Origin of the sequence: Paracoccus acridae (assembly GCF_014642735.1) — a bacterium.
In the GTDB taxonomy this organism is placed as follows: Bacteria; Pseudomonadota; Alphaproteobacteria; order Rhodobacterales; family Rhodobacteraceae; genus Paracoccus; species Paracoccus acridae.
Genome location: NZ_BMIV01000004.1, coordinates 133,873 through 154,583 on the forward strand (window position 1 = coordinate 133,873; position 20,711 = coordinate 154,583).

At 65.7% G+C, this 20,711-nt stretch carries 15 protein-coding genes and 2 pseudogenes; 12 read left to right on the forward strand and 5 right to left on the reverse strand.

The window, feature by feature from the left end:
* Positions 1-19: 19 nt before the first annotated feature.
* The gene (locus IEX25_RS07855; protein WP_103173510.1) at positions 20-1,534 is read right to left on the reverse strand and encodes a YifB family Mg chelatase-like AAA ATPase; all 1,515 of its coding nucleotides are present in this window, start codon (positions 1,532-1,534) and stop codon (positions 20-22) included.
* Between the two features lie 129 nt (positions 1,535-1,663).
* On the opposite strand from IEX25_RS07855, the gene coaBC reads away from it, so the two are divergent.
* The 10 genes from coaBC to uvrB all read left to right on the forward strand — a co-directional run bounded on the left by coaBC (position 1,664) and on the right by uvrB (position 13,593).
* Positions 1,664-2,896: a bifunctional phosphopantothenoylcysteine decarboxylase/phosphopantothenate--cysteine ligase CoaBC gene (gene coaBC, locus IEX25_RS07860; protein WP_103173509.1), complete on the forward strand. Its 1,233-nt coding sequence runs from the start codon at positions 1,664-1,666 to the stop codon at positions 2,894-2,896.
* Complete coding sequence (locus IEX25_RS07865) at positions 2,893-3,930, forward strand: cysteine desulfurase family protein (RefSeq protein WP_103173508.1); 1,038 nt, start codon at positions 2,893-2,895, stop codon at positions 3,928-3,930. The genes coaBC and IEX25_RS07865 overlap by 4 nt, the downstream gene beginning before the upstream one ends.
* A gap of 31 nt (positions 3,931-3,961) precedes the next feature.
* On the forward strand, positions 3,962-5,506 hold the full coding sequence (gene sufB, locus IEX25_RS07870; protein ID WP_103173507.1) for a Fe-S cluster assembly protein SufB: 1,545 nt from the start codon (positions 3,962-3,964) through the stop codon (positions 5,504-5,506).
* Positions 5,507-5,572: 66 nt separating this feature from the next.
* Positions 5,573-6,328: a Fe-S cluster assembly ATPase SufC gene (gene sufC, locus IEX25_RS07875; protein WP_103173506.1), complete on the forward strand. Its 756-nt coding sequence runs from the start codon at positions 5,573-5,575 to the stop codon at positions 6,326-6,328.
* Positions 6,328-7,656, forward strand: a complete 1,329-nt coding sequence (locus tag IEX25_RS07880; RefSeq protein ID WP_103173505.1) for a SufB/SufD family protein — start codon at positions 6,328-6,330, stop codon at positions 7,654-7,656. Before sufC ends, IEX25_RS07880 begins: the two co-directional genes overlap by 1 nt.
* A gap of 5 nt (positions 7,657-7,661) precedes the next feature.
* On the forward strand, positions 7,662-8,147 hold the full coding sequence (locus tag IEX25_RS07885; protein ID WP_103173504.1) for a hypothetical protein: 486 nt from the start codon (positions 7,662-7,664) through the stop codon (positions 8,145-8,147).
* Positions 8,144-8,737 carry a Yip1 family protein gene (locus IEX25_RS07890; RefSeq protein WP_103173503.1) on the forward strand — a complete coding sequence of 198 codons (594 nt, stop codon included), beginning with the start codon at positions 8,144-8,146 and terminating at the stop codon, positions 8,735-8,737. Before IEX25_RS07885 ends, IEX25_RS07890 begins: the two co-directional genes overlap by 4 nt.
* A complete protein-coding gene (locus IEX25_RS07895) occupies positions 8,734-9,945 on the forward strand; it encodes a cysteine desulfurase (protein WP_103173502.1) in 1,212 nt (403 codons plus the stop codon). Before IEX25_RS07890 ends, IEX25_RS07895 begins: the two co-directional genes overlap by 4 nt.
* 91 nt (positions 9,946-10,036) lie before the next feature.
* Complete coding sequence (locus IEX25_RS07900; protein WP_103173501.1) at positions 10,037-11,251, forward strand: NAD(P)/FAD-dependent oxidoreductase; 1,215 nt, start codon at positions 10,037-10,039, stop codon at positions 11,249-11,251.
* A 155-nt stretch (positions 11,252-11,406) separates the two neighbouring features.
* Positions 11,407-13,593 (forward strand): excinuclease ABC subunit UvrB, encoded by a 2,187-nt coding sequence (uvrB, locus tag IEX25_RS07905; RefSeq protein WP_103173500.1) that lies wholly within the window; start codon positions 11,407-11,409, stop codon positions 13,591-13,593.
* A gap of 5 nt (positions 13,594-13,598) precedes the next feature.
* Here the strand turns inward: uvrB and IEX25_RS07910 are convergent, their stop codons facing one another.
* Positions 13,599-16,220: a GAF domain-containing hybrid sensor histidine kinase/response regulator gene (locus tag IEX25_RS07910; protein ID WP_103173499.1), complete on the reverse strand. Its 2,622-nt coding sequence runs from the start codon at positions 16,218-16,220 to the stop codon at positions 13,599-13,601.
* A 162-nt stretch (positions 16,221-16,382) separates the two neighbouring features.
* Between IEX25_RS07910 and IEX25_RS07915 the strand changes: the two are divergent.
* Positions 16,383-16,547: pseudogene (locus tag IEX25_RS07915) on the forward strand (carboxypeptidase M32); the annotation flags it as partial.
* 34 nt (positions 16,548-16,581) lie between these two features.
* On the opposite strand, the pseudogene IEX25_RS07920 reads toward IEX25_RS07915, so the two are convergent.
* A pseudogene (locus IEX25_RS07920) lies at positions 16,582-17,335 on the reverse strand (bifunctional allantoicase/(S)-ureidoglycine aminohydrolase).
* Between the two features lie 145 nt (positions 17,336-17,480).
* Entirely contained in the window at positions 17,481-18,812 is a 1,332-nt protein-coding gene (locus IEX25_RS07925; protein WP_188714675.1) for a C4-dicarboxylate transporter DctA, read from the reverse strand.
* Positions 18,813-18,930: 118 nt separating this feature from the next.
* Between IEX25_RS07925 and IEX25_RS07930 the strand changes: the two genes are divergently transcribed.
* Entirely contained in the window at positions 18,931-19,845 is a 915-nt protein-coding gene (locus tag IEX25_RS07930; protein ID WP_103171281.1) for a LysR substrate-binding domain-containing protein, read from the forward strand.
* Here IEX25_RS07930 and IEX25_RS07935 read toward each other — a convergent pair whose 3' ends face one another.
* A complete protein-coding gene (locus IEX25_RS07935) occupies positions 19,846-20,610 on the reverse strand; it encodes a DeoR/GlpR family DNA-binding transcription regulator (protein ID WP_103171280.1) in 765 nt (254 codons plus the stop codon).
* Positions 20,611-20,711 lie beyond the last annotated feature (101 nt).

Below are 20,711 nucleotides of genomic sequence, written 5' to 3' on the forward strand. Positions count from 1 at the left end.
TTGCACGATGCGCAATTCTTCAGCCGCCTGCCACGAAGGGCAGGCGATAGCTGATCGCCTCGGCCAGGTGGGGCGCGCGCACAGTGGCGGAACCGGCCAGGTCCGCGATGGTGCGCGCGGTGCGCAGGATGCGGTGATAGCCCCGCGCGGTCAGGCCCAGCCGTTCCGATGCCTTCAGGATCAGCGCCCGGCCTTCCTGATCGGGCGCGGCGATCTGGTCCAGCAGCCCGCCCGAGGCCTCGGCATTCACGCGGACCTGCGGATGGTCGCGAAACCGCGCGGTCTGCACGTCGCGCGCGACTGCCACCCGCGCCGCCACTTGGGCCGAGGTCTCGCCGCCCGAGGGCAGTTCCAGGTCCATGAAGCTGACCGCCGGAACCTCCAGCCTCAAGTCGAAGCGGTCCATCAGCGGACCCGAGATCTTGCCCATGTAATCCGACCCGCAGACGGGCGCGCGGGAACAGGACCGCGCCGCATCGGCCAGATAGCCGCAGCGACAGGGATTGGCGGCGGCGATCAGCAGGAAGCGGCAGGGATAGCGGATATGGGCATTGGCGCGGGCCACCACGACCTCGCCGGTTTCGATCGGCTGGCGCAGGGTTTCCAGAACCTGCCGGGGAAATTCGGGAAATTCGTCCATGAACAGGACGCCGTTATGGGCCAGGCTGATCTCGCCCGGCTTGGCGCCGCGCCCGCCGCCGACGATGGCGGCCATCGATGCGGTGTGGTGCGGTTCGCGGAACGGCGCGCGGCGCGAGATGCCGCCGTCGTCGAGCGTGCCGGCCAGCGAATGGATCATGGATGTCTCAAGCGCCTCGACAGGTCCCAGCGGCGGCATCAGGCCGGGCAGGCGGGCGGCCAGCATCGACTTGCCCGCGCCGGGCGGCCCGACCATCAGCAGATGATGCCGGCCAGCCGCCGCGATTTCCAGGGCGCGCTTGGCGCGTTCCTGGCCCTTCACCTCGGACAGGCAGCCGCCCAGGGGGGCATCGCCGATCATGCCGGGGGCCGCGCGGGCGATGGGCGCGCGGTCGGTCAGGTGGTCGATCACCTCGCGCAGCGTAGCGGGGGCAAGCACGGGGACGGCCTCGACCCAGGCGGCCTCGGGGCCGCAGGCGCGGGGGCAGATCAGCGCGCGCTCATCCTCGGCCGCGGCCATGGCGGCGGGCAGGGCGCCGGTGACGGAAACCAGCCGTCCATCCAGCGCCAGTTCGCCCAGGGCCACACAACGCGACAGTTCCTCGGCCGGGACGATCTCCAGCGCGGCCAGGATCGCAAGCGCGATGGGCAGGTCGAAATGCGATCCTTCCTTGGGGATGTCGGCGGGCGACAGGTTCACGGTCAGCCGCCGGTTCGGCATGGCGATGGACAGGGCGCCGAAGGCCGCCTTCACCCGTTCACGCGCCTCGCTGACGGCTTTGTCGGGCAGGCCCACGATGGCAAAGCCCGGCAGGCCCGCCGCGACGGAACACTGAACCTCGACCAGCCGCGCCTCGATCCCTTCGAAGGCGACGGAATAGGCGATCGCGACCATGGCTTCCCCTTGTCCTCTACGCGATGGTTAACGGGCTGGGGCTTAAGGAAAGGTTAACAGGCCCCCGATTGCTTGCGGCACCGGGGCGGGGGGGCTATGTGACGAGGGGCGCAAGGTCATGGGGGCAAGATGAACGGCAAGCGTATCCTGCTGATCGTGGGCGGCGGCATCGCGGCCATGAAGGTGCCGCAGCTGATCCGCCTGCTGCGCGCCGAAGGTGCGGCCGTGACCCCCGTCCTGACCCAGGCGGGGGCGCAGTTCACCACCGCCATGACCCTGTCCGTGCTGGCCGGAGAGGCCGCGCATGACAGCCTGTGGAACATCGCGGCCGAGGCCGAGATCGGCCATATCCAGTTGTCGCGCAATGCCGATCTGGTAGTCGTGGCGCCCGCGACGGCGGACCTGCTGGCCAAGATGGCGCAGGGGCTGGCGGACGACCTGGCATCCACCCTGCTGCTGGCGACGGACAAGCGAGTGCTGGTCGCGCCCGCGATGAACGTGCGGATGTGGCACCACCCCGCCACTCAGCGGAACCTGCGCACGCTGCGCGAGGACGGCATCCTGTTCGTCGGCCCCGAAGACGGCGACATGGCTTGCGGCGAATACGGCACCGGCCGCATGTCCGAACCCGAGGCGATCCTGAAGGCCATCCGCGACGCACTGGCCCCGCAACCCCTGAAGCTGCTGCCCGAGGCGCAGGTCCGGTCCGGCGCGCTGTCGGGGCGGCATGTGATCGTGACCTCGGGCCCGACGCATGAACCCATCGACCCGGTGCGCTATATCGCCAACCGATCCTCGGGGGCGCAGGGGGCGGCGATCGCGGCGGCCCTGCGCGACCTTGGCGCGCGCGTCAGCTTTGTCACCGGCCCGGCCGAGGTCGCCCCGCCCGAAGGGGTCGAGGTGATCCGCGTCCAGACCGCCCGGCAGATGCGCGATGCGGTCGAAACCGCGCTGCCCGCGGATGCTGCCGTGATGGCGGCGGCGGTAGCCGACTGGCGGATCATGAATTCGTCGGCGAACAAGATGAAGAAGGACGGCAGCGGCAAGGCGCCGGTCCTGGAAATGGCCGAGAATCCCGACATCCTGGCCTGGATCAGCCAGGCGGGCGACAGCCGCCCCCGGCTGGTCGTGGGCTTTGCGGCCGAAACGAACGATGTCGTGGCCCATGCCACCGACAAGCGGCTGCGCAAGGGCTGCGACTGGATCGTCGCCAACGATGTCAGCGAAGGTACCGGCATCATGGGCGGCACGGAGAACGCCGTGACGGTCATCACCGACGAAGGCGCCGAGGAATGGCCGCGCATGGGCAAGGATGCCGTAGCCCGCAGGCTGGCGCAGAAGATCGCCGGGGTGATCGGATGAGAACCTATCTGGACTGGAACGCCACCACCCCCCTGCGCGAGGAAGCCAAGGCCGCGATGCGCGAGGGGATGGAGATCGTGGGCAACCCGTCCTCGGTCCATACCGAGGGGCGCGCGGCCAAGATGGCGATGGAACGCGCGCGCGAACAGGTTGCGGCGGCGCTTGGGGCCGAAGGCGCGGACGTGATCTTCACATCCGGCACGACCGAGGCTGCGGCCATGGTTCTGGCGGGCAGGGGCATCCATTGCGCCCCGGTCGAACACAGCGCGATCAAGGTCTGGTGCGACCAGGATCTGGCGGTGGACGCGGACGGCACTGTCACGGTGCCCGATCCCGCGAATGCCAGCCTGCAACTGGCCAACAACGAAACCGGAGTGATCCAGTCCCTGCCGGAAGGGTTGGGATCCAGCGACCTGACGCAGGCCTTCGGCAAGGTGCCCTTCGCCTTCAACTGGCTGGGCGTCACGGCGGGCTTTGTCAGCGCGCACAAGCTGGGCGGGCCCAAGGGGATCGGCGCGCTGGTGGTCAGGCGCGGCACCGACGTGCCCGCGCTGATCCGGGGCGGGGGCCAGGAACAGGGCCGCCGCGGCGGGACCGAGAACCTGATCGGCATCCTGGGCTTTGCCGCCGCCGCCACCGCCGCGCAGAAGGAACTGGAGGTTGGCCTGTGGGACGAGGTCGCCGCCCGCCGCGATGCGCTGGAGGAACGGCTGCTGTCGCTGCCGGGAACAATAGTGGCCGGAAAGGGCGCCAGACGCTTGCCGAACACGACCTGTCTTCTTACATCGGGCTGGAAGGGTGAAACCCAGGTCATGCAGATGGATCTGGCGGGCTTTGCGATTTCGGCAGGGTCGGCCTGTTCGTCGGGCAAGGTCCGGGCCAGCGGGGTTTTGCAGGCCATGGGTTTCGATGACAAGGCCGCGCAATCGGCAATTCGGATCTCGATAAGTCCGGCTACGGACGACGATCAGGTGAACCGATTTGCGGATGCGTGGGAAAGCGCGTATTCACGCTGGCGCGAACGGAACGGCTAGGCGGCAGGCCCGGCCCGAGGAAGGACAAAGGATGACTGCAACCATCGATCTTGAAGTGCGCGAGGGCGTTGACCGGGAAACGGTCGAAACCGTGCAAAGCATGGGCAGCTATAAATACGGCTGGGATACCGAGATCGAGATGGACTATGCCCCCAAGGGGCTGAACGAAGATATCGTCCGCCTGATCTCGCAAAAGAACGAAGAACCCGAATGGATGCTGGAATGGCGGCTGGAAGCCTATCGCCGCTGGATCACCATGACGGAACCGAAATGGGCGATGCTGAACTATCCTGAGATCGACTATCAGGACCAGTATTACTATGCCCGCCCGAAAAGCATGGAAGTGAAGCCGAAGTCCCTGGACGAGGTCGATCCCAAGCTGCTGGCGACCTATGAAAAGCTGGGCATCCCGCTGAAGGAACAGATGATCCTTGCAGGGGTCGAGGGCGCCTTGCCGTCGCCCGGCGTGGACATGGCGATCGCCGCCAGCGAAGGGCGCCGGGTCGCCGTCGATGCCGTCTTCGATTCGGTGTCCGTCGGGACCACCTTCAAGGACGAACTCGCCAAGGCAGGGGTCATCTTCTGTTCGATCAGCGAAGCGATCCGCGAACATCCCGAACTGGTGAAGAAATATCTGGGCAGCGTCGTGCCGCAGTCCGACAACTATTTCGCCACGCTGAACAGCGCGGTGTTTTCGGACGGGTCGTTCGTCTATGTCCCCAAGGGCGTGAAATGCCCGATGGAGTTGTCCACCTATTTCCGCATCAACGCGGAAAACACCGGCCAGTTCGAGCGCACGCTGATCATCGCCGACAAGGGCAGCCATGTCAGCTATCTTGAAGGCTGCACCGCGCCCAAGCGCGACACGCATCAGCTTCACGCGGCGGTCGTGGAAATCGTCGTGCTGGAGGATGCCGAGGTGAAATACTCGACCGTCCAGAACTGGTATCCGGGCGACGAGGAAGGCAAGGGCGGCATCTACAACTTCGTCACCAAGCGCGCCGACTGCCGCGAGGCCCGTGCCAAGGTGATGTGGACGCAGGTGGAAACCGGGTCCGCGATCACCTGGAAATACCCGTCCTGCATCCTGCGCGGCGACGAATCCCAGGGCGAGTTCTATTCCATCGCCATCGCCAACAACATGCAGCAGGCCGATACCGGCACCAAGATGATCCATCTGGGCCGCAACACCCGGTCGCGCATCGTGTCCAAGGGGATCTCGGCGGGCAAGGCGCAGAACACTTATCGGGGTCTGGTGACGATGCATCCGCGCGCCACCAACAGCCGCAACTATACCCAGTGCGACAGCCTTCTGATCGGTGATCAGTGCGGCGCCCATACGGTGCCCTATATCGAGGTCAAGAATACCAGCAGCCGCGTGGAACACGAGGCGACGACCAGCAAGGTGGACGACGACCAGCTGTTCTATTGCCGCCAGCGCGGGATGGACGAGGAAGAGGCCGTGGCCCTGGTCGTCAACGGCTTCTGCCGCGAGGTGCTGCAGGCGCTGCCGATGGAGTTTGCGATGGAGGCCCAGTCGCTGGTCGCCATTTCGCTGGAAGGTTCGGTCGGCTAAGGCCGCGAAGGATTTGATGATGGTGCCGTTGCTTCGGCACCGCCACCACCATCTGATGAGGAAAAGATGCTGAAAATCGACAACTTGCACGTCAAGCTTGAGGAAGAAGACAAGCAGATCCTGAAGGGTCTGTCGCTGGAGATCCCGGCCGGTCAGGTCCATGCGATCATGGGTCCGAACGGGTCGGGCAAATCGACGCTGTCCTATGTCCTGTCGGGCCGCGACGGCTATGAGGTGACGGAAGGGTCCGCCACGCTCGACGGCCAAAGCCTGCTGGACATGGAGCCCGAACAGCGCGCCAGCGCCGGCCTGTTCCTGGCCTTCCAGTATCCGGTGGAGATTCCGGGCGTGGGCAACATGACCTTCCTGCGCACCGCCGTGAACGCGCAGCGCAAGGCGCGCGGCGAGGCCGAACTGTCCTCGGGCGATTTCCTGAAGCTGGTTCGCGCCAAGGCGGCCGAACTGCAGATCAGCCCCGAGATGCTGAAGCGTCCCGTGAACGTCGGCTTCTCGGGCGGCGAGAAGAAGCGCAACGAGATCCTGCAGATGGCCATGCTGGAACCGCGCATGTGCATCATGGACGAAACCGACTCGGGCCTTGACGTGGACGCGATGCGGCTGGTCAGCGACGGCGTGAACGCGCTGCGTTCGCCCGACCGCAGCTTCCTGGTCATCACCCATTACCAGCGGCTGTTGAACCACATCCAGCCTGACGTGGTGCATATCATGGCGAACGGCCGGATCGTGAAATCGGGCGGGCCGGAACTGGCCTTGCAGGTCGAGGAAGAAGGCTATGGCGATCTTCTGGCGGAGGCTGGCTGATGGCTGACATCGCAGTTCAGACCAAGGGCCAGACCCCTTCGGTCGAGGGCGCGACCAAGCCCGCCAACGCGCTTGACGCGCGCCTGTCCGCGCTGAGCCTGCCGCAGGGCGGCTTTGCATTGGCACGCCGGGACGCGCTGTCGCGTCTGCAGGACATGGGTCTTCCCGGTTCGCGCGACGAATACTGGCGTTATACCGATCCGCGCCCGTTCAACGCGCCGGAAGCCACGGCCCTTCCCGTTCCGCAGGAACAGGCCACGCCCTTGTTCGAGACGCTGGACCGGCTGACGCTGGTCTTCGTGGATGGCGTCTTCGACGAGGCCGCATCCGATGACCTGGCGCTCGAGGGGGTCGAGATCACGACCCTTGCCAAGGCCGACGAGGCGAACTGGGCTGCCGATCTTTATGGCAGGCTGGAAGCTGCGGGCCAGAACCCGGTCCGCCGTCCCTTCGCCACGCTGAACACGGCTGCGGCCCAGGACGGGTTGCTGATCCGCGTGACCGGCAAGCCGTCCAAGCCGATCCATGTCGTGCATCGCCGCGCCTCGGACAATGCGGATGCGATCTGGCACCACGTCATCCGGGTCGAGGCCGGCGCAGAACTGACGCTGCTGGAAACCGGCATGTCCGGCGCCCGGTCGAACAGCGTGATCGAGGTCGATCTGGCCGAGGGCGCGGCCTTCCACCATGTCGCCTCCAAGCGCGCGGTCGATTCCCGGGTGGGCATCGGCCATATCTTCGCGCGTGTTGCCGCCAAGGCGCAGTTCAAGTCCTTCACTCTGTCGGTGAACGGCACCGTCATGCGCAACGAGGCCGTGATCGACATCGCGGGCGACGATGCCGTGGCCCATATCGCCGCGGCCGTGCTGGGCGACGGGGGCAAGGCGCCCTTCCACCAGGACGACACGGTTTTCATCACCCATGGGGCCGAACGCTGCGAAAGCCGCCAGGTCTTCAAGAAGGTGCTGAAGAACGGGGCCCAGGGCGTCTTCCAGGGCAAGATCCTGGTCAAGCCCGGCGCGCAGAAGACCGACGGATACCAGATCAGCCAGGCGCTGCTGCTGGACGAACGCAGCCAGTTCCTGGCCAAGCCGGAACTGGAGATCTATGCCGACGACGTGAAATGCTCTCACGGTTCGACCACGGGGGCCATCGACGACGAGGCGCTGTTCTATCTGCGGTCCCGCGGCGTGCCGCGCGAACGGGCCATCGTGTTCCTGGTCCTGTCCTTCCTGGCCGATGCTTTGGCCGAGATCGAGGACGAGGCGATCCGCGACTGCATCTATGAACGGCTTGACGTGTGGCTGACCCTGAACGCGGTTCAGTAAGGGCGGTGCCCGCGGGCATCGTCCCCCGGGTGCTGCAAAGCTGGGTGGCCCCGCGCCGGGTGGTGCGGGGCCTTTCCGCCATGTCGGAAGGGTCCAAGCTGGCCGTGCTGATGGTCGCGATGCTGATCTTCCTGATCGCGCAAGCCCCTGCCAATGCACGGCTGGCGCAGCTTGACCCTTCGGTTCCGTTCCAGGCCCGCATGGGCGGTGCGCTTCTGGGCGTGATGTTCATGATGCCGATCCTGGCCTATGCCCTTGCTGCCCTGGTTACCGGCCTGTCGCGCCTGACCCCATGGTATCTTGCGCCCGAGGATTCGCGCCTGGCGCTGTTCTGGGCTTTGCTGGCGGTGGCGCCTGCGATGCTGCTGGCGGGGCTGGTCGCGGGCCTGGTCGGGCAGGGGCCGGGCCTGACCCTGGCCCAGGCGGCCTGTGGCATCGGCTTTCTGGTGATCTGGGGCGCCGGAATATCAACTCTGTCGAGGCGAAGATGACTTTCGACGACTTCAAGGCCCTGATCGGCCTGTCCTTCCGCGATCCGAATGCGGCGGCGCATGCGCTGATGGGGCAGGGATGGCCGATCCAGGCCCGCTGGATGGCGCTGCTGGCGGCTGTGTCGCTGTCGGCGCTGCTTGCCTCGCTGGCGGCGATGCTGTTCAGCACGCCGGCGCCCGATGGAACCCAGGTGGTGATCCTCAGCCATCAGCCCATGGTTCTTGCCCTGATGCAGTTCGGGGCGATCGTCATGGCGGCGGGGCTGATGTCCAGCGTCGGCCGGATGTTCGGCGGTCACGGCCGGTTCGAGGACGCGCTGTTGCTGACCGTCTGGATCGAGGTTCTGCTGCTTGTGGTGCAGGCCGCCCAGTTGGTCGTGTCGCTGGTCCTGCCGGGCGTGGCGGGCATGCTGGGGCTGGCCGCGCTTGTCCTGTTCCTGTGGCTGACCGTCCAGTTCACCAAGGCGCTGCACGGTTTCCGCAGCAGCGCCAAGGTCGCCCTTGGCCTGATCGGAACCGCCTTCGTGGCGGGTTTCGTTCTGTCCCTGATCGCTGCCGCCCTTGGAATCCTGCCGGAGATGCCGCAATGAGCTTTGACGTCGATGCCGTCCGCGCCGATTTCCCGATCCTGTCGCGGCAGGTTAACAACCGCTCGCTGGTTTATCTGGACAGCGGCGCCAGCGCGCAGAAGCCGCGCCAGGTGATCGAGGCCATCACCCGCGCCTATGAAGGCGAATATGCGAATGTCCACCGGGGCCTGCACTTCCTGTCGAACCTGGCGACCGACAACTATGAACGCGTCCGCGCGATCATCGCCCGCTTCCTGAACGCCCCGCACGAGGATGAGTTGATCTTCACCAGCGGATCGACCGAGGGGATCAACCTCGTCAGCTATGGCTGGGCCGCGCCCCGCCTGCAGGCGGGGGACGAGATCGTGCTGTCGGTGCTGGAACACCACGCCAATATCGTTCCCTGGCATTTCCTGCGCGAACGGCAGGGGGTGGTGCTGAAATGGGTCGAACCCGAACCCGACGGCAGCCTGCCGCCTGAAAAGGTGCTGGCGGCGGTGGGGCCAAGGACGAAGCTGATCGCCGTCACGCATATGTCGAACGTGACCGGCACCGTTATCGATATCGGCGCCATCGCGCGGGGCACGGATGTGCCGGTGCTGGCGGACGGCAGCCAGGCGGCGGTCCATATGCCGGTCGATCTGGCGGCGCTTGGGGTCGATTTCTATTGTGTCACGGGTCACAAGCTTTACGGGCCTTCAGGCTCCGGCGCGATGTGGATCCGCCGCGAACGCCAGGCCGAGATGCGGCCCTTCCTGGGCGGCGGCGACATGATCCGCACCGTGACGCGGGACGCGGTCGAATACGCCGACCCGCCCCTGCGGTTCGAGGCGGGAACGCCCGGCATCGTCAACCAGATCGGTCTGGGCGCTGCGCTGGAATACCTGATGGACCTGGGAATGGACAACATCGCCGCCCATGAACGCAGCTTGCGCGACTATGCCCGCGACCGGCTGGGCAGCCTCAACTGGCTGCAGATCCAGGGCGACGCCCCGGACAAGGGCGCGATCTTTTCCATGACCATGCAGGGCGCCCATGCCCATGACCTGTCCACCATCCTGGACAAGCGCGGCATCGCCGTGCGCGCGGGCAGCCATTGCGCCATGCCGCTGATGGAGTTCTTCGGAATCACTGCAAGCGCGCGGGCATCCTTCGCCATGTACAACACCCGGCGGGATGTGGACGCTTTGGTCGAAGGTTTGACCTTTTGCCACGAGCTTTTCGCATGAATCTTGCAAAGTTTTCATAGGTTACCGAAGATCGTCTTGCCCAGCCGCCGAATGTCTGCATCCCTGATCAAAACACGAACAGGGTGCGGATATGGCAGAGATTTTGGTCCTGGGTGCGGGCATGGTCGGCGTCACGACCGGGCTGGCCCTTCAGGCGCGCGGGCATCAGGTCACGATCGTTGAACGCGGCGTGCCGGGGCGGGAAACCAGCTATGGCAATGCGGGCCTGATCCAGACCGAGGCGGTGGAACCCTATGCCATGCCGCTTGCCCCTGCCGCGCTGATCCAGATCGCCCTGGGGATGGGATATGATGTCAGGTGGAACATCCCCGGTCTTTTGTCCCAACTGGGCGCGGTCTGGACCTATGCCATCAACTCGCTGCCCGCAGGCCACCGCCGGGCGACCCTGACCTGGGGCAAGCTGATCCGCCAATCGACCGAACGCCACGCCCCATTGGTCGAGGCTGCGGGCGCCGACAACATCATCCGCCGCAACGGCTATATCGAGGTGCATCGCACCCCTGCGCGGATGGAAAAGGCCCGCGCCACCGCCAAGCGGTTCATGGACGAATTCGGGGTCGAGGCCAAGCTGATGGACGGCAAGGCGCTGCGCGCGCTGGAACCCGCCATCAAGATCGAGGTCGAGGGCGCGACCCATTGGGCCGACGCCTGGACCTGTTCGGATCCCGGCGGACTGGTGGCCGCTTACGCCGCGCTGTTCGAAAGGCGCGGCGGGCGGATCGTGAACGCCGATGCGGGCGATCTGCACCGCGCGGGCAGTGGCTGGCGCGCGGGCGATGAGACGGGCGAACATGCCGTGGTCGCCCTTGGCCCCTGGTCGCCCATGCTGCTGCAACGCTTTGGCCTGACGGTCCCCATGGTCTTCAAGCGCGGCTATCACCGCCACTATCGCATGGAGACGCCGCCGAACCACCCCATCGCGGATTTCGGCAACTCGGTCGTGCTGTCGCCGATGCGCCGGGGCCTGCGGATCGCGACCGCCGCCGAACTGACCAGCCATCCCCGCCTGACGCCGCCGCAACTGAAGCACGGCGAAAAGGCTGCGCGCGAACTGTTCGACATAGGCTCTCCGGTCGAGGCCGAGCCATGGACCGGCCGCCGCCCCTGTATCCCCGACATGCTGCCCGTGATCGGCCGCGTGCCCGACCAGCCGAACCTTTGGGCGCATTTCGGCCATGGCCACCAGGGCTTCACCCTTGGTCCCGTCACGTCCGAAATCCTGGCCGAGGAAATGGATGGCGGGCAGGGATGGGCGGAAATGCAGCCTGCGCGGTTCAAGCGATAGGCGCTTCTTCTGTGCGAAAATATCCTCGGGGGGTGAATTGGCCGCAGGCCAAGAGGGGGCGAGAGCGCCCCCTGCTGACGCAATCCGTCAGCAGTGCCGGTTGACTTTCGGGCGCGCCACCACACCTTACAGGCTCTGCCGCATGAAGGTTGCCGATGGGTCACAACAATACCAATGCGCCGGTCGCGCGTCCGATCGAAGTCACGCGTCCCAAGCTGGAAGGCGGGCGGCGCTTTGTCCTGAAAACCGAGTTTGAACCCGCAGGGGACCAGCCCACGGCCATTGTCGAACTGACCCAGGGCGTGCAGGCGGGCGAACGCGACCAGGTGCTGCTGGGCGCGACCGGCACCGGCAAGACCTTCACCATGGCCAAGGTGATCGAGGCGACGCAGCGCCCCGCCATCATCTTGGCGCCCAACAAGACGCTGGCGGCCCAGCTTTACGGCGAATTCAAGGGCTTTTTCCCCGACAACGCGGTGGAATACTTCGTCAGCTACTACGACTACTATCAGCCCGAAGCCTATGTCCCCCGGTCGGATACATACATCGAGAAGGAATCCCAGATCAACGAGGCCATCGACCGGATGCGCCATTCGGCCACCCGCGCGCTGCTGGAACGCGACGACGTGATCATCGTGGCCTCGGTCAGCTGCATCTACGGCATCGGCTCGGTCGAGACCTATTCGGCCATGACCCAGGACATGGTCGTGGGCGACAGCTATGACCAGCGGGAATTCATCGCCCAGCTTGTGGCGCAGCAGTATCGGCGGCTGGATGCGGCCTTCCAGCGGGGCGGTTTCCGCGTCAAGGGCGACGTGGTCGAAGTCTGGCCCGCCCACCTGGAAGATCGTGCCTGGCGCTTCGACTTCTTCGGAAACGAGCTTGAGGCGATCACCGAATTCGATCCCCTCACCGGGCAGAAGACCGACAACTTCCGCCAGATCCGCATCTATGCGAACAGCCATTACGTCACGCCGCGCCCGACGCTGCAGCAGGCGATCAAGGGGATCAAGGCGGAACTTCAGGGTCGGTTGAAGCAGCTTGTCGATGAAGGCAAGCTGCTGGAAGCGCAGCGGCTGGAACAGCGCACCAACTTCGACATCGAGATGCTGGAGGCCACCGGCGTCTGCAACGGCATCGAGAACTATTCCCGCTACCTGACCGGCCGCGCGCCGGGCGAGCCGCCCCCCACGCTGTTCGAGTTCATCCCCGACAATGCCATCGTCTTCGCCGACGAATCCCACGTATCGGTGCCGCAGATCGGCGGCATGTATCGCGGCGACTTCCGACGCAAGTTCACGCTGGCCGAACACGGCTTCCGCCTGCCAAGCTGCATGGACAACCGCCCGCTGAAGTTCGAGGAATGGGACGCGATGCGCCCGCAGTCGGTCTTCGTCTCGGCGACCCCCGCGCAGTGGGAGATGGACCAGACCGGCGGCGTCTTCACCGAACAGATCATCCGCCCCACCGGCCTTCTGGACCCGCAGATCGAGATCCGCCCGGTCGAGATGCAGGTGGACGACCTGCTGGACGAGATCCGCAAGGTCAGCGCGGCGGGCCTGCGCACGCTGGTCACGACCCTGACCAAGCGCATGGCCGAGGATCTGACCGAATATTTCCACGAACAGGGCATCCGCATCCGCTACATGCACAGCGACATCGACACGATCGAGCGGATCGAGATCCTGCGCGACCTGCGGCTGGGCGCCTTCGACGTGCTGGTGGGCATCAACCTGCTGCGCGAGGGCCTGGACATTCCCGAATGCGGGCTGGTGGCGATCCTGGACGCGGACAAGGAAGGCTTCCTGCGGTCCGAAACCTCTCTGATCCAGACCATCGGCCGCGCCGCGCGCAACGCCGAAGGGCGCGTCATCATGTATGCCGACCACATCACCGGCAGCATGGAACGCGCCATGGCCGAAACCGAACGCCGCCGACAGAAGCAGATCGCCTATAACGAGGCGCATGGCATCACCCCCCAGACCGTCCGCAAGAACGTCGAGGACGTGCTGGCGGGCCTGTGGCAGGGCGACACCGACCAGTCGCGCATCACGGCCAGGGTGGACCGCCCCATGGTCGGAGCGAACCTGCAGGCCCATCTGGACGCGCTGCGTTCGCAGATGCGCAAGGCTGCCGAGAACCTGGAATTCGAGGAGGCCGCCCGCATCCGCGACGAGGTCAAGCGCCTGGAAGCGGTCGAGCTTGCCGTGGCCGACGATCCCCTGGCCCGCCAATCCGTGATCGAGGAAGCGGCCGAGGAAGCCGTGAAGGCCTCGGGCCGGTCCACGGCGGGCAGGGCAGGGCAGCGCGGCGGCAACAAGCGGTCCAAGCGGCGGCGCTGACGCCCTCAGCCCATGGTCGCCGCGATCTTGCGCGCCAGTTGGCCGAAGCTGAACGGCTTGGGCAGGAAATTGCCCTCGGCCTTGACCTTCGCGTCGATCTCGGACGAATTGCCGGTATATCCGCTGGCATAGACGACCTTCAGATCGTCCCGAAGCCTGCTGGCCTGTTCGACCAGTTGCGGCCCGGTCATCTGCGGCATCACCACGTCGGTGAACAGCAGGCTGATATCCGGGCGTTGCGCCAGGATATCCAGGGCGGACGGCCCCGACGCGGCTTCCAGCACCGTATAGCCCAGTTCGCGCAGGGACGCGACCGTGAAGGCGCGGACCCGGTCTTCGTCCTCGACCACAAGGATCACCTGATCGGGCCGACCCTGCGGCACGTCATTGGCAAGATCGTCCGCCGTTTGGGCCGCGTGATCCAGGCTTCGGGGCAGATACAGGTCCACGGCGGTTCCCTGGCCCACCCGGGACGTCATCGTGACATGGCCGCCCGACTGGCGGATGAAGCCATAGACCTGGCTCAGGCCCAGGCCGGTGCCGCGTCCCGTGGGCTTGGTGGTGAAGAACGGATCGAAGGCCTTGGCCAGGACCTCGGGCGTCATGCCCATTCCCGTGTCCTGAACCCGGATGCGCACATAGGCCCCGGGCTCGATCCCGACATCGCGGGCCATGCCGGGCGTCAGATCGGCGTTTGCGGTTTCCAGTGTGACGCGACCGCCATCCGGCATGGCGTCCCGGGCGTTCACCGCCAGATTGATGATGGCGTTTTCAAGCTGGTTAGGATCGACCTTGGTTGCCCAAAGATCGGGTTTCAGCTTCGTGTCCAAGACAATGGTTTCGCCCAGTGACCGCGACAGCATTTCGGACAGCCCCATCAGCAGGGCGTTGCCGTCAATCACCGCAGGCTCCAGCGGCTGTTGTCGCGAAAAGGCCAGCAGCCGCTGCGTCAGCGCGGCGGCGCGACCCGCCCCGTCCAAGGCCCCCTCGATATAGGGGCCGACATCGGTATTGCCGCGCGAAAGCTGCCTTTGCGTCAGGTTCAGGCCGCTGATGACCACCGCCAGCATGTTGTTGAAGTCGTGGGCAATGCCGCCCGTCAACTGGCCCACCGCTTCCATCTTCTGCAATTGGCGCAACTGGCGTTCCGCGGCCTCGCGGCGCTCGAACTCCTCGCGCAGGACGATCTCGCGCTGCTGAAGCGCGGCTTCCTGCTCCTCGACGCGGCGGCTGAGGCTGATCAGCGCCTCGGCCCGCTCGATGGCCAGCCATGTCTGCTGCACGATTTCCTTGGCCAGGATGATTTCGGGTTCGGTCCACTGTCGGACATTGGCCTGATGAAGATAGATCCCCGCCGCCCATTTTCCATCCGTCAACAGCGGCACGCATATTCCGGCCAGAACACCTTCCTCGGCATAGGGCGTCAGCTTGCCGCCGCTGTCTTGGCGGCTGTCGCCGAAAACCAGGGCACGGCCCGCGCGGCGTTCGGCATCCGCATGCTGTCCAAAGTAATCCGTCGGCTGCGACCCCGTCAGGGGTTCCAGGGTGCCATCGGACCAGGAAGCCTCGTGACAGACAAGCCGCGGTTCGGTCAGCCGATAGAAGCCGACACGGTTGACCCCCAGCCGCTTGCCCAAGGCCTCCGAGGACGCTCGCAGGATTTCCTGCGGATCGCTTTGCATCCGCTGTCGCGCGAACTGTTCAAGAACGAATTCCCGTTCCTCTTTCGCGGCGCGCAACTGAAGTTCGGCCTCTTTCAGCCGGGTGATGTCATAGCTGACGCCCGGCATCCGCACGCAACGGCCGTCGGGCCCTGCCATGCACTGCCCCTGCGCCGATACCCAGGACACCGTGCCGTCGCGGCCCAGCAGCCGGTATTCCGACGAAAACTTTCCCATGGACGCAATGGTCCGGGCCACCTCCGCCTCGACCCTAGCGCGGTCTTCGGGATGGATGCCCTTGAAGAATTCCCCGACCTTGGTCCCTGCAGCAGCGCGGTCGGGATCGACGCCATAAAGGTTCGCGAAATTGCTGTCGGCGGTAAGGCGGTCTGCGATCACATCCCAGTCCCAGATGCCGACGCTGTTGCTGGAGGACATCGCCAGTTCCAGCCGTTCGGCCGCCTTGGCGCGGGCACGTTCGGCAAGGATTCGGTCCGTGGTTTCGCCGGTGACGCAGATCAGCCCGACGATGTCGCCCTTGGTGTCGATGACGGGGGAATAGGTAAAGGTCCAATAGCTTTCCTCGGGGAACCCGTTTCGGCTGAGATCCAGCCGCATGTCCACCATCTTCTGACTTTCGCCCGCCAGGCATCGGTCCACCAGCGGCGAGATATCGTCCCAGATGCTGGCCCACAGATCGCGGAAGGGTTTGCCAAGCGCGTCCTTGGCCCGATATCCCAGAATCGGCTCATAGGCGTCGTTATAGAACGAGATCAGTTCCGGTCCCCAGGCCAGATACATCGGCGTGGGGCAGGCCAGCACCGTGCCCAGGATGGCGCGCAGATCCGCGGACCAGGACTCTACCGGTCCCATGCGCGTATTCGACCAGTCCCGCCTGGCGATGGCGCGGGCCACCCCGCTGTCGCACCTTGCCAGCCAGCCGCCCAAGGAGCGTTCGATATCCATCTGTCATTCCTGATCGCGCATCGCCGCAAAGTCGCATTGGCCTTGCGAGGTTCCTGCCATTGTTCCGCGCCGATATTCGCGTCTGCGTGCCGCGACCGCAAGGCCCTGAAGGCTGGCCGTTGACAGAACGCAACTGCATGTCGGTGGCCGGCGCTTGCCGCGGGCGATGCCGCGCCTGCGGTCGAGTGGCTGCGCGAGAACGTGCAGCGCCATGGCGGGCTGAAGCGCCCGCGCCCGCTGATCGAGGAGGCGACGGGCGCCGATGTCTCGCCCGAGCCGCTTTTGTCCTATCTGGAGGCGAAGTTCGGCCAGATCTACGGGCTGTGACGGAAAAGGCCGGGCGATCCGCCCGGCCTTTCGCTTATCTGTTGGGCCACAAGGGGGCGTGGCGGTTCACGTCCTTGTANCCCGCCCGCATAGCAGGCCTGCGGGCAGAAGGCGCGCAGCCACATGTAGTCGCCCGGTCCCACCTCGACCCAGTCGCGGTTCAGGCGATAGACGGCCTTGCCCTCCAGCACGAACAGGCCGTGTTCCATCACATGCGTCTCGGCAAAGGGGATCGAGCCGCCCGGCTTGAAGGTCACCACGGTGATGTGCATGTCGTGGCGCAGGTCGGCCGGGTCCATGAAGCGGGTGGTGCCCCAGGCCCCGCCGGTGTCGGGCATCATCGAGGGCGCAATGTCCTGTTCCTGGGCGACGATCGGGTCGGGCCGGTCCACGCCGTTGCAGGGCTGCCAGCGCTTGCGCCACCAGTGAAAGCCGGTGTTGCCGGGGGTGGTGTTTCTGACCGACCAGGCCGCGCCGGGGGGCACATAGGCAAAGCCGCCGGGGGTCAGCAGATGCTCGGCCCCGTCGATGGTGACCGACATGGAGCCGCCGGTGACGAACAGGGCGTGCTGGATCTCGGGGTCGTCGTCGGGGTGGTCCGATCCGCCGCCCTCGGCCAGTTCGACGATGTACTGGCTGAAGGTTTCCGCAAAGCCCGACAAGGGCCGGGCGATCATCCACATCCGCATGCCGGTCCAGCCGGGCAGGTAGGAGGTGACGATGTCGCGCATCACGGTGCGGGGGATGACCGCATAGGCCTCGGTGAAGACGGCCGTGTCGGTGGTCATGCCGGTCTGCGGCGGCAGCCCCGCCACCGGTCCGGCATAGGGGATGCGCTGCGGATCGGCCCGCGGGACTTCGGCCACGTCGCCAGTCGGTGCGCCGGCGGGGGGGAGGTCTTTCATGTCATTGCTTCCTTTCAGGACCACGGGATTATCCATGGGCCACCTGTCCCGCTGGAACGCCCAGCGGTGCCGGTTCCTCAAGCACTTCAAGGCCGTCCACGTCCTCTCCGTTCAGGACGCGATGGGCGCGGTCGCGGTCGATGTCGCCGACCCAGGACGCGACGGCCACGGTCGCCACGCAGTTGCCCAGGTAATTGCCAAGCGCGCGGGCGATGCCCATGAACCAATCGACCGACAGGACCAGCACCAGCCCGATCGCGGGAATGGCCGGGACCGCCGTCAGCGTCGCCGCCAGGATCACGATCGCGGAGCCCGGCACCCCATGCGCGCCCTTCGAGGTCACCAGGGCCACGGCCAGGATCGTCAGCAGATCGAGGAAGGCCAAGTCGGTGTTGGTGGCCTGCGCGATGAACAGCGCGGCCAGCGTCAGATAGATCGAGAAGGCGTCGAGGTTGAAGGAATAGCCCGTCGGCACGACCAGACCAACGGTGGTGTCCTTGATGCCCAGATGTTCCAGCTTGCGCATGGTCTGGGGCAGCACGCTGTCGCTGCTGGTGGTGCCCGCCACGATCCCGGCCTCGGCCCGCAGGTAACGGATCAGCTTGATGATGCTGAAGCCCGACAGCCGCATCACCAGTCCCAGGATGCCAAAGACGAACAGGGCGACGGCGACATAGAACAGCACCACCAGATAGCCCAGTTGCGCCAGCGAGCCCACGCCATAGGTGCCCACGGTATAGGAGATCGCGCCGAAGACGCCGAAGGGCGCCAGGCGCACGATGAAGGACATGATCTTGAAGGCCATCTCGCCCGCAAGCTCGATCACGGTCAGCAGCGGCTTGGCGCGTTCGCCCATCAGCGACAGCGCGCAGCCCGCCAGGATCGCCACGATCAGCACCTGCAGCACGTCGCCGGTCGCGAAGCCGCTGAACACAGTGGTCGGGATCAGCTTCATCAGGAAATCGACCATGCCGCCCTGGCTGACCTCGTTCGCGCGGTCCACATAGGCCGACAGCGCCGAGGCATCCAGCGTGCTGGTGTCGATGTTCATGCCCGCGCCGGGCTGGAAGACATAGGCCAGCACGATCCCCAGGATCAGGGCCACGGTCGTGATCACCTCGAAATAGATGATCGCCCGGACGCCGACGCGGCCCACCTTCTTGATGTCGCCCGCGCCCGCGATGCCGTGGACGACCACGCAGAACACGATGGCGGGGATCAGCATCTTGATCAGCTTGATGAAGCCGTCGCCCAAAGGCTTCATTTCGGCGGCAAAATCGGGGGCCATGGTGCCTGCAAGCACCCCCAGGACAAGGGCAAGGCAGACCTGCCCGAACAGTGACTGCGACCAGCTTGGCATGTCGATTTTCTCCCTGACAGAGGCGGCGTTCATGCGCCGCTTTTGAGTGCCAAGAAGTGTTGGGCGAATCCCTATTCCTGTCTAATATTGTTTTTATGCCGATCCATATGGTTTCGATATGAGAATACGCCAGCTGCAATGTTTCGTCGTTCTGGCCGAGGAGCTGAACTTCACCCGCGCGGCCAGGCGCCTGAACATGTCGCAACCGCCGCTGAGCCTGCAAATCCAGGCGCTTGAACGGACGGTCGGCACCGCGCTGTTTCAGCGGACCAGCCGCAGGATGACCCTGACAAGCGCGGGCGAGGTGTTCCTGCGCCGAGCCCGCAGCATCCTGGCCCAGCACGACCGCGCCCTGCTTGAGGTGCAGGAAGTGCTGTCGGGCCAGCATGGAACGCTGGATATCGGCGCGACGGGATCCATTCTCCGCGCGGGGCTGGCAGACCTTCTGGCGCAGTTCTGCCGCGCGCATCCCTTGATCAGCGTCCGGCTGCACGAGCAGGCCCCCGCATTGCAGGTCAGCGATCTGCTGAGTGGCCGCATGGATATCAGTTTCAATCGCTCGGTTCCGTATCATGACGACCTGAGTTGCCAGCTTGCCTGGCGCGAGGAGCTGGTCGTCCTGTTGCCCCCGGATCATCCACTGGGTGCCGAACGCAGCTTGAGCATCGACGATCTTCGGCACGAGCAGCATGTCATCCTGCGGCCCGACAGTTCCGATTTCGCGGCCTTCATTCTGTCGATCCTGACCCAAGGGGGCGCGCGACCGCGTGTTTCCCAGCAGGTGATCGATGCGCAATCCATTCCAAGCCTGGTTTCTGCCGGTTTCGGAATAGGCCTTGTTCCGGCAGGCATCGCGGCGACGGCCGGACCGCTGATCCACCGGCCGATCGCACCCGATCCCCCGGTGTCGGACATCTTTGCAGTCTATCGCCGGGGCGAAACCACGCCGGCGCTTGCCGCCCTTCTGGCGACACTTCAGAAGTCGTTCCCGCAAGACAGGGAGGAGAAGCAGCGGGCCGCTGTGCTGGACTGATCACGGATCGGCGGTCGCGACGATGACGCGCGTTCCGGCGCCCTCGCACACCTTGGCCAGGGCTTCCGGTACCGGCTGGTCGATGAACAGCGCGTCCAGTTCGCCCAGCGACACGACCCGGATCGGGGCCTTCTGCGCCAGCTTGGCCGAATCCGTCACCAGCCAGCGTTCGCGTGCCTGGCGCAGGATGGCGCGGCTGACGCGGACCTCGGCCATGTCGAAGTCCAGCAGGTCGCCGTCCTCGTCCAGGGCGGAACAGCCGATGATGGCATAATCCGTCTTGAAGTTCGCCATGAACTCGCTGGTCAGGTCGCCGACAAGCCCGCCGTCCGACCGCCGCAGCAAGCCGCCCGCGACCAGCACCTCGCAGCTTTCGTTGGCGGCAAGGATGTTGGCCACGTTCATGTTGTTCGTGACCACGGTCAGGTTGCGGTGGCGCAGCAGGGCGCGGGCGACCGCCTCGGTCGTGGTGCCGATGTTGAGGATGACGGAACTGTTGTCGGGGATCTGGGCGGCGCAGGCGCGGCCGATGGCGGCCTTGGCGCCCTCGTTCATCCGCCTGCGTTCCTCATAGGCGATGTTGCTGGCGCCGCTGCGCAGGATGGCGCCGCCATGGACGCGGTCCAGCACGCCTTGGTCGGCCAGTTCGGCCAGGTCGCGGCGGATCGTCTGGGGGGTCACCTCCAGCCGCGCGGACAGTTCCTCGACGCTGGCGCGGCCCGAAGCGCGCACGACTTCAAGGATCTGCATCTGCCTGATGTTCATCCGCTTCCCTGCCCACCCGCCGTGGTTTCGCGCCCCGGATCCAGAAGACCCCTTGCAACGCCTGTGTCAAGCGAAACAAAATGCGCGAAAGCGAACATCCA

What these genes read in the sequence shown, in the direction of transcription:
- IEX25_RS07855 (WP_103173510.1), bottom strand. Translation starts at nt 1,534, where the DNA reads ATGGTCGCGATCGCCTATTCCGTCGCCTTCGAAGGGATCGAGGCGCGG.
- coaBC (WP_103173509.1), top strand. Translation starts at nt 1,664, where the DNA reads ATGAACGGCAAGCGTATCCTGCTGATCGTGGGCGGCGGCATCGCGGCC.
- IEX25_RS07865 (WP_103173508.1), top strand. Translation starts at nt 2,893, where the DNA reads ATGAGAACCTATCTGGACTGGAACGCCACCACCCCCCTGCGCGAGGAA.
- sufB (WP_103173507.1), top strand. Translation starts at nt 3,962, where the DNA reads ATGACTGCAACCATCGATCTTGAAGTGCGCGAGGGCGTTGACCGGGAA.
- sufC (WP_103173506.1), top strand. Translation starts at nt 5,573, where the DNA reads ATGCTGAAAATCGACAACTTGCACGTCAAGCTTGAGGAAGAAGACAAG.
- IEX25_RS07880 (WP_103173505.1), top strand. Translation starts at nt 6,328, where the DNA reads ATGGCTGACATCGCAGTTCAGACCAAGGGCCAGACCCCTTCGGTCGAG.
- IEX25_RS07890 (WP_103173503.1), top strand. Translation starts at nt 8,144, where the DNA reads ATGACTTTCGACGACTTCAAGGCCCTGATCGGCCTGTCCTTCCGCGAT.
- IEX25_RS07895 (WP_103173502.1), top strand. Translation starts at nt 8,734, where the DNA reads ATGAGCTTTGACGTCGATGCCGTCCGCGCCGATTTCCCGATCCTGTCG.
- IEX25_RS07900 (WP_103173501.1), top strand. Translation starts at nt 10,037, where the DNA reads ATGGCAGAGATTTTGGTCCTGGGTGCGGGCATGGTCGGCGTCACGACC.
- uvrB (WP_103173500.1), top strand. Translation starts at nt 11,407, where the DNA reads ATGGGTCACAACAATACCAATGCGCCGGTCGCGCGTCCGATCGAAGTC.
- IEX25_RS07910 (WP_103173499.1), bottom strand. Translation starts at nt 16,220, where the DNA reads ATGGATATCGAACGCTCCTTGGGCGGCTGGCTGGCAAGGTGCGACAGC.
- IEX25_RS07925 (WP_188714675.1), bottom strand. Translation starts at nt 18,812, where the DNA reads ATGCCAAGCTGGTCGCAGTCACTGTTCGGGCAGGTCTGCCTTGCCCTT.
- IEX25_RS07930 (WP_103171281.1), top strand. Translation starts at nt 18,931, where the DNA reads ATGAGAATACGCCAGCTGCAATGTTTCGTCGTTCTGGCCGAGGAGCTG.
- IEX25_RS07935 (WP_103171280.1), bottom strand. Translation starts at nt 20,610, where the DNA reads ATGAACATCAGGCAGATGCAGATCCTTGAAGTCGTGCGCGCTTCGGGC.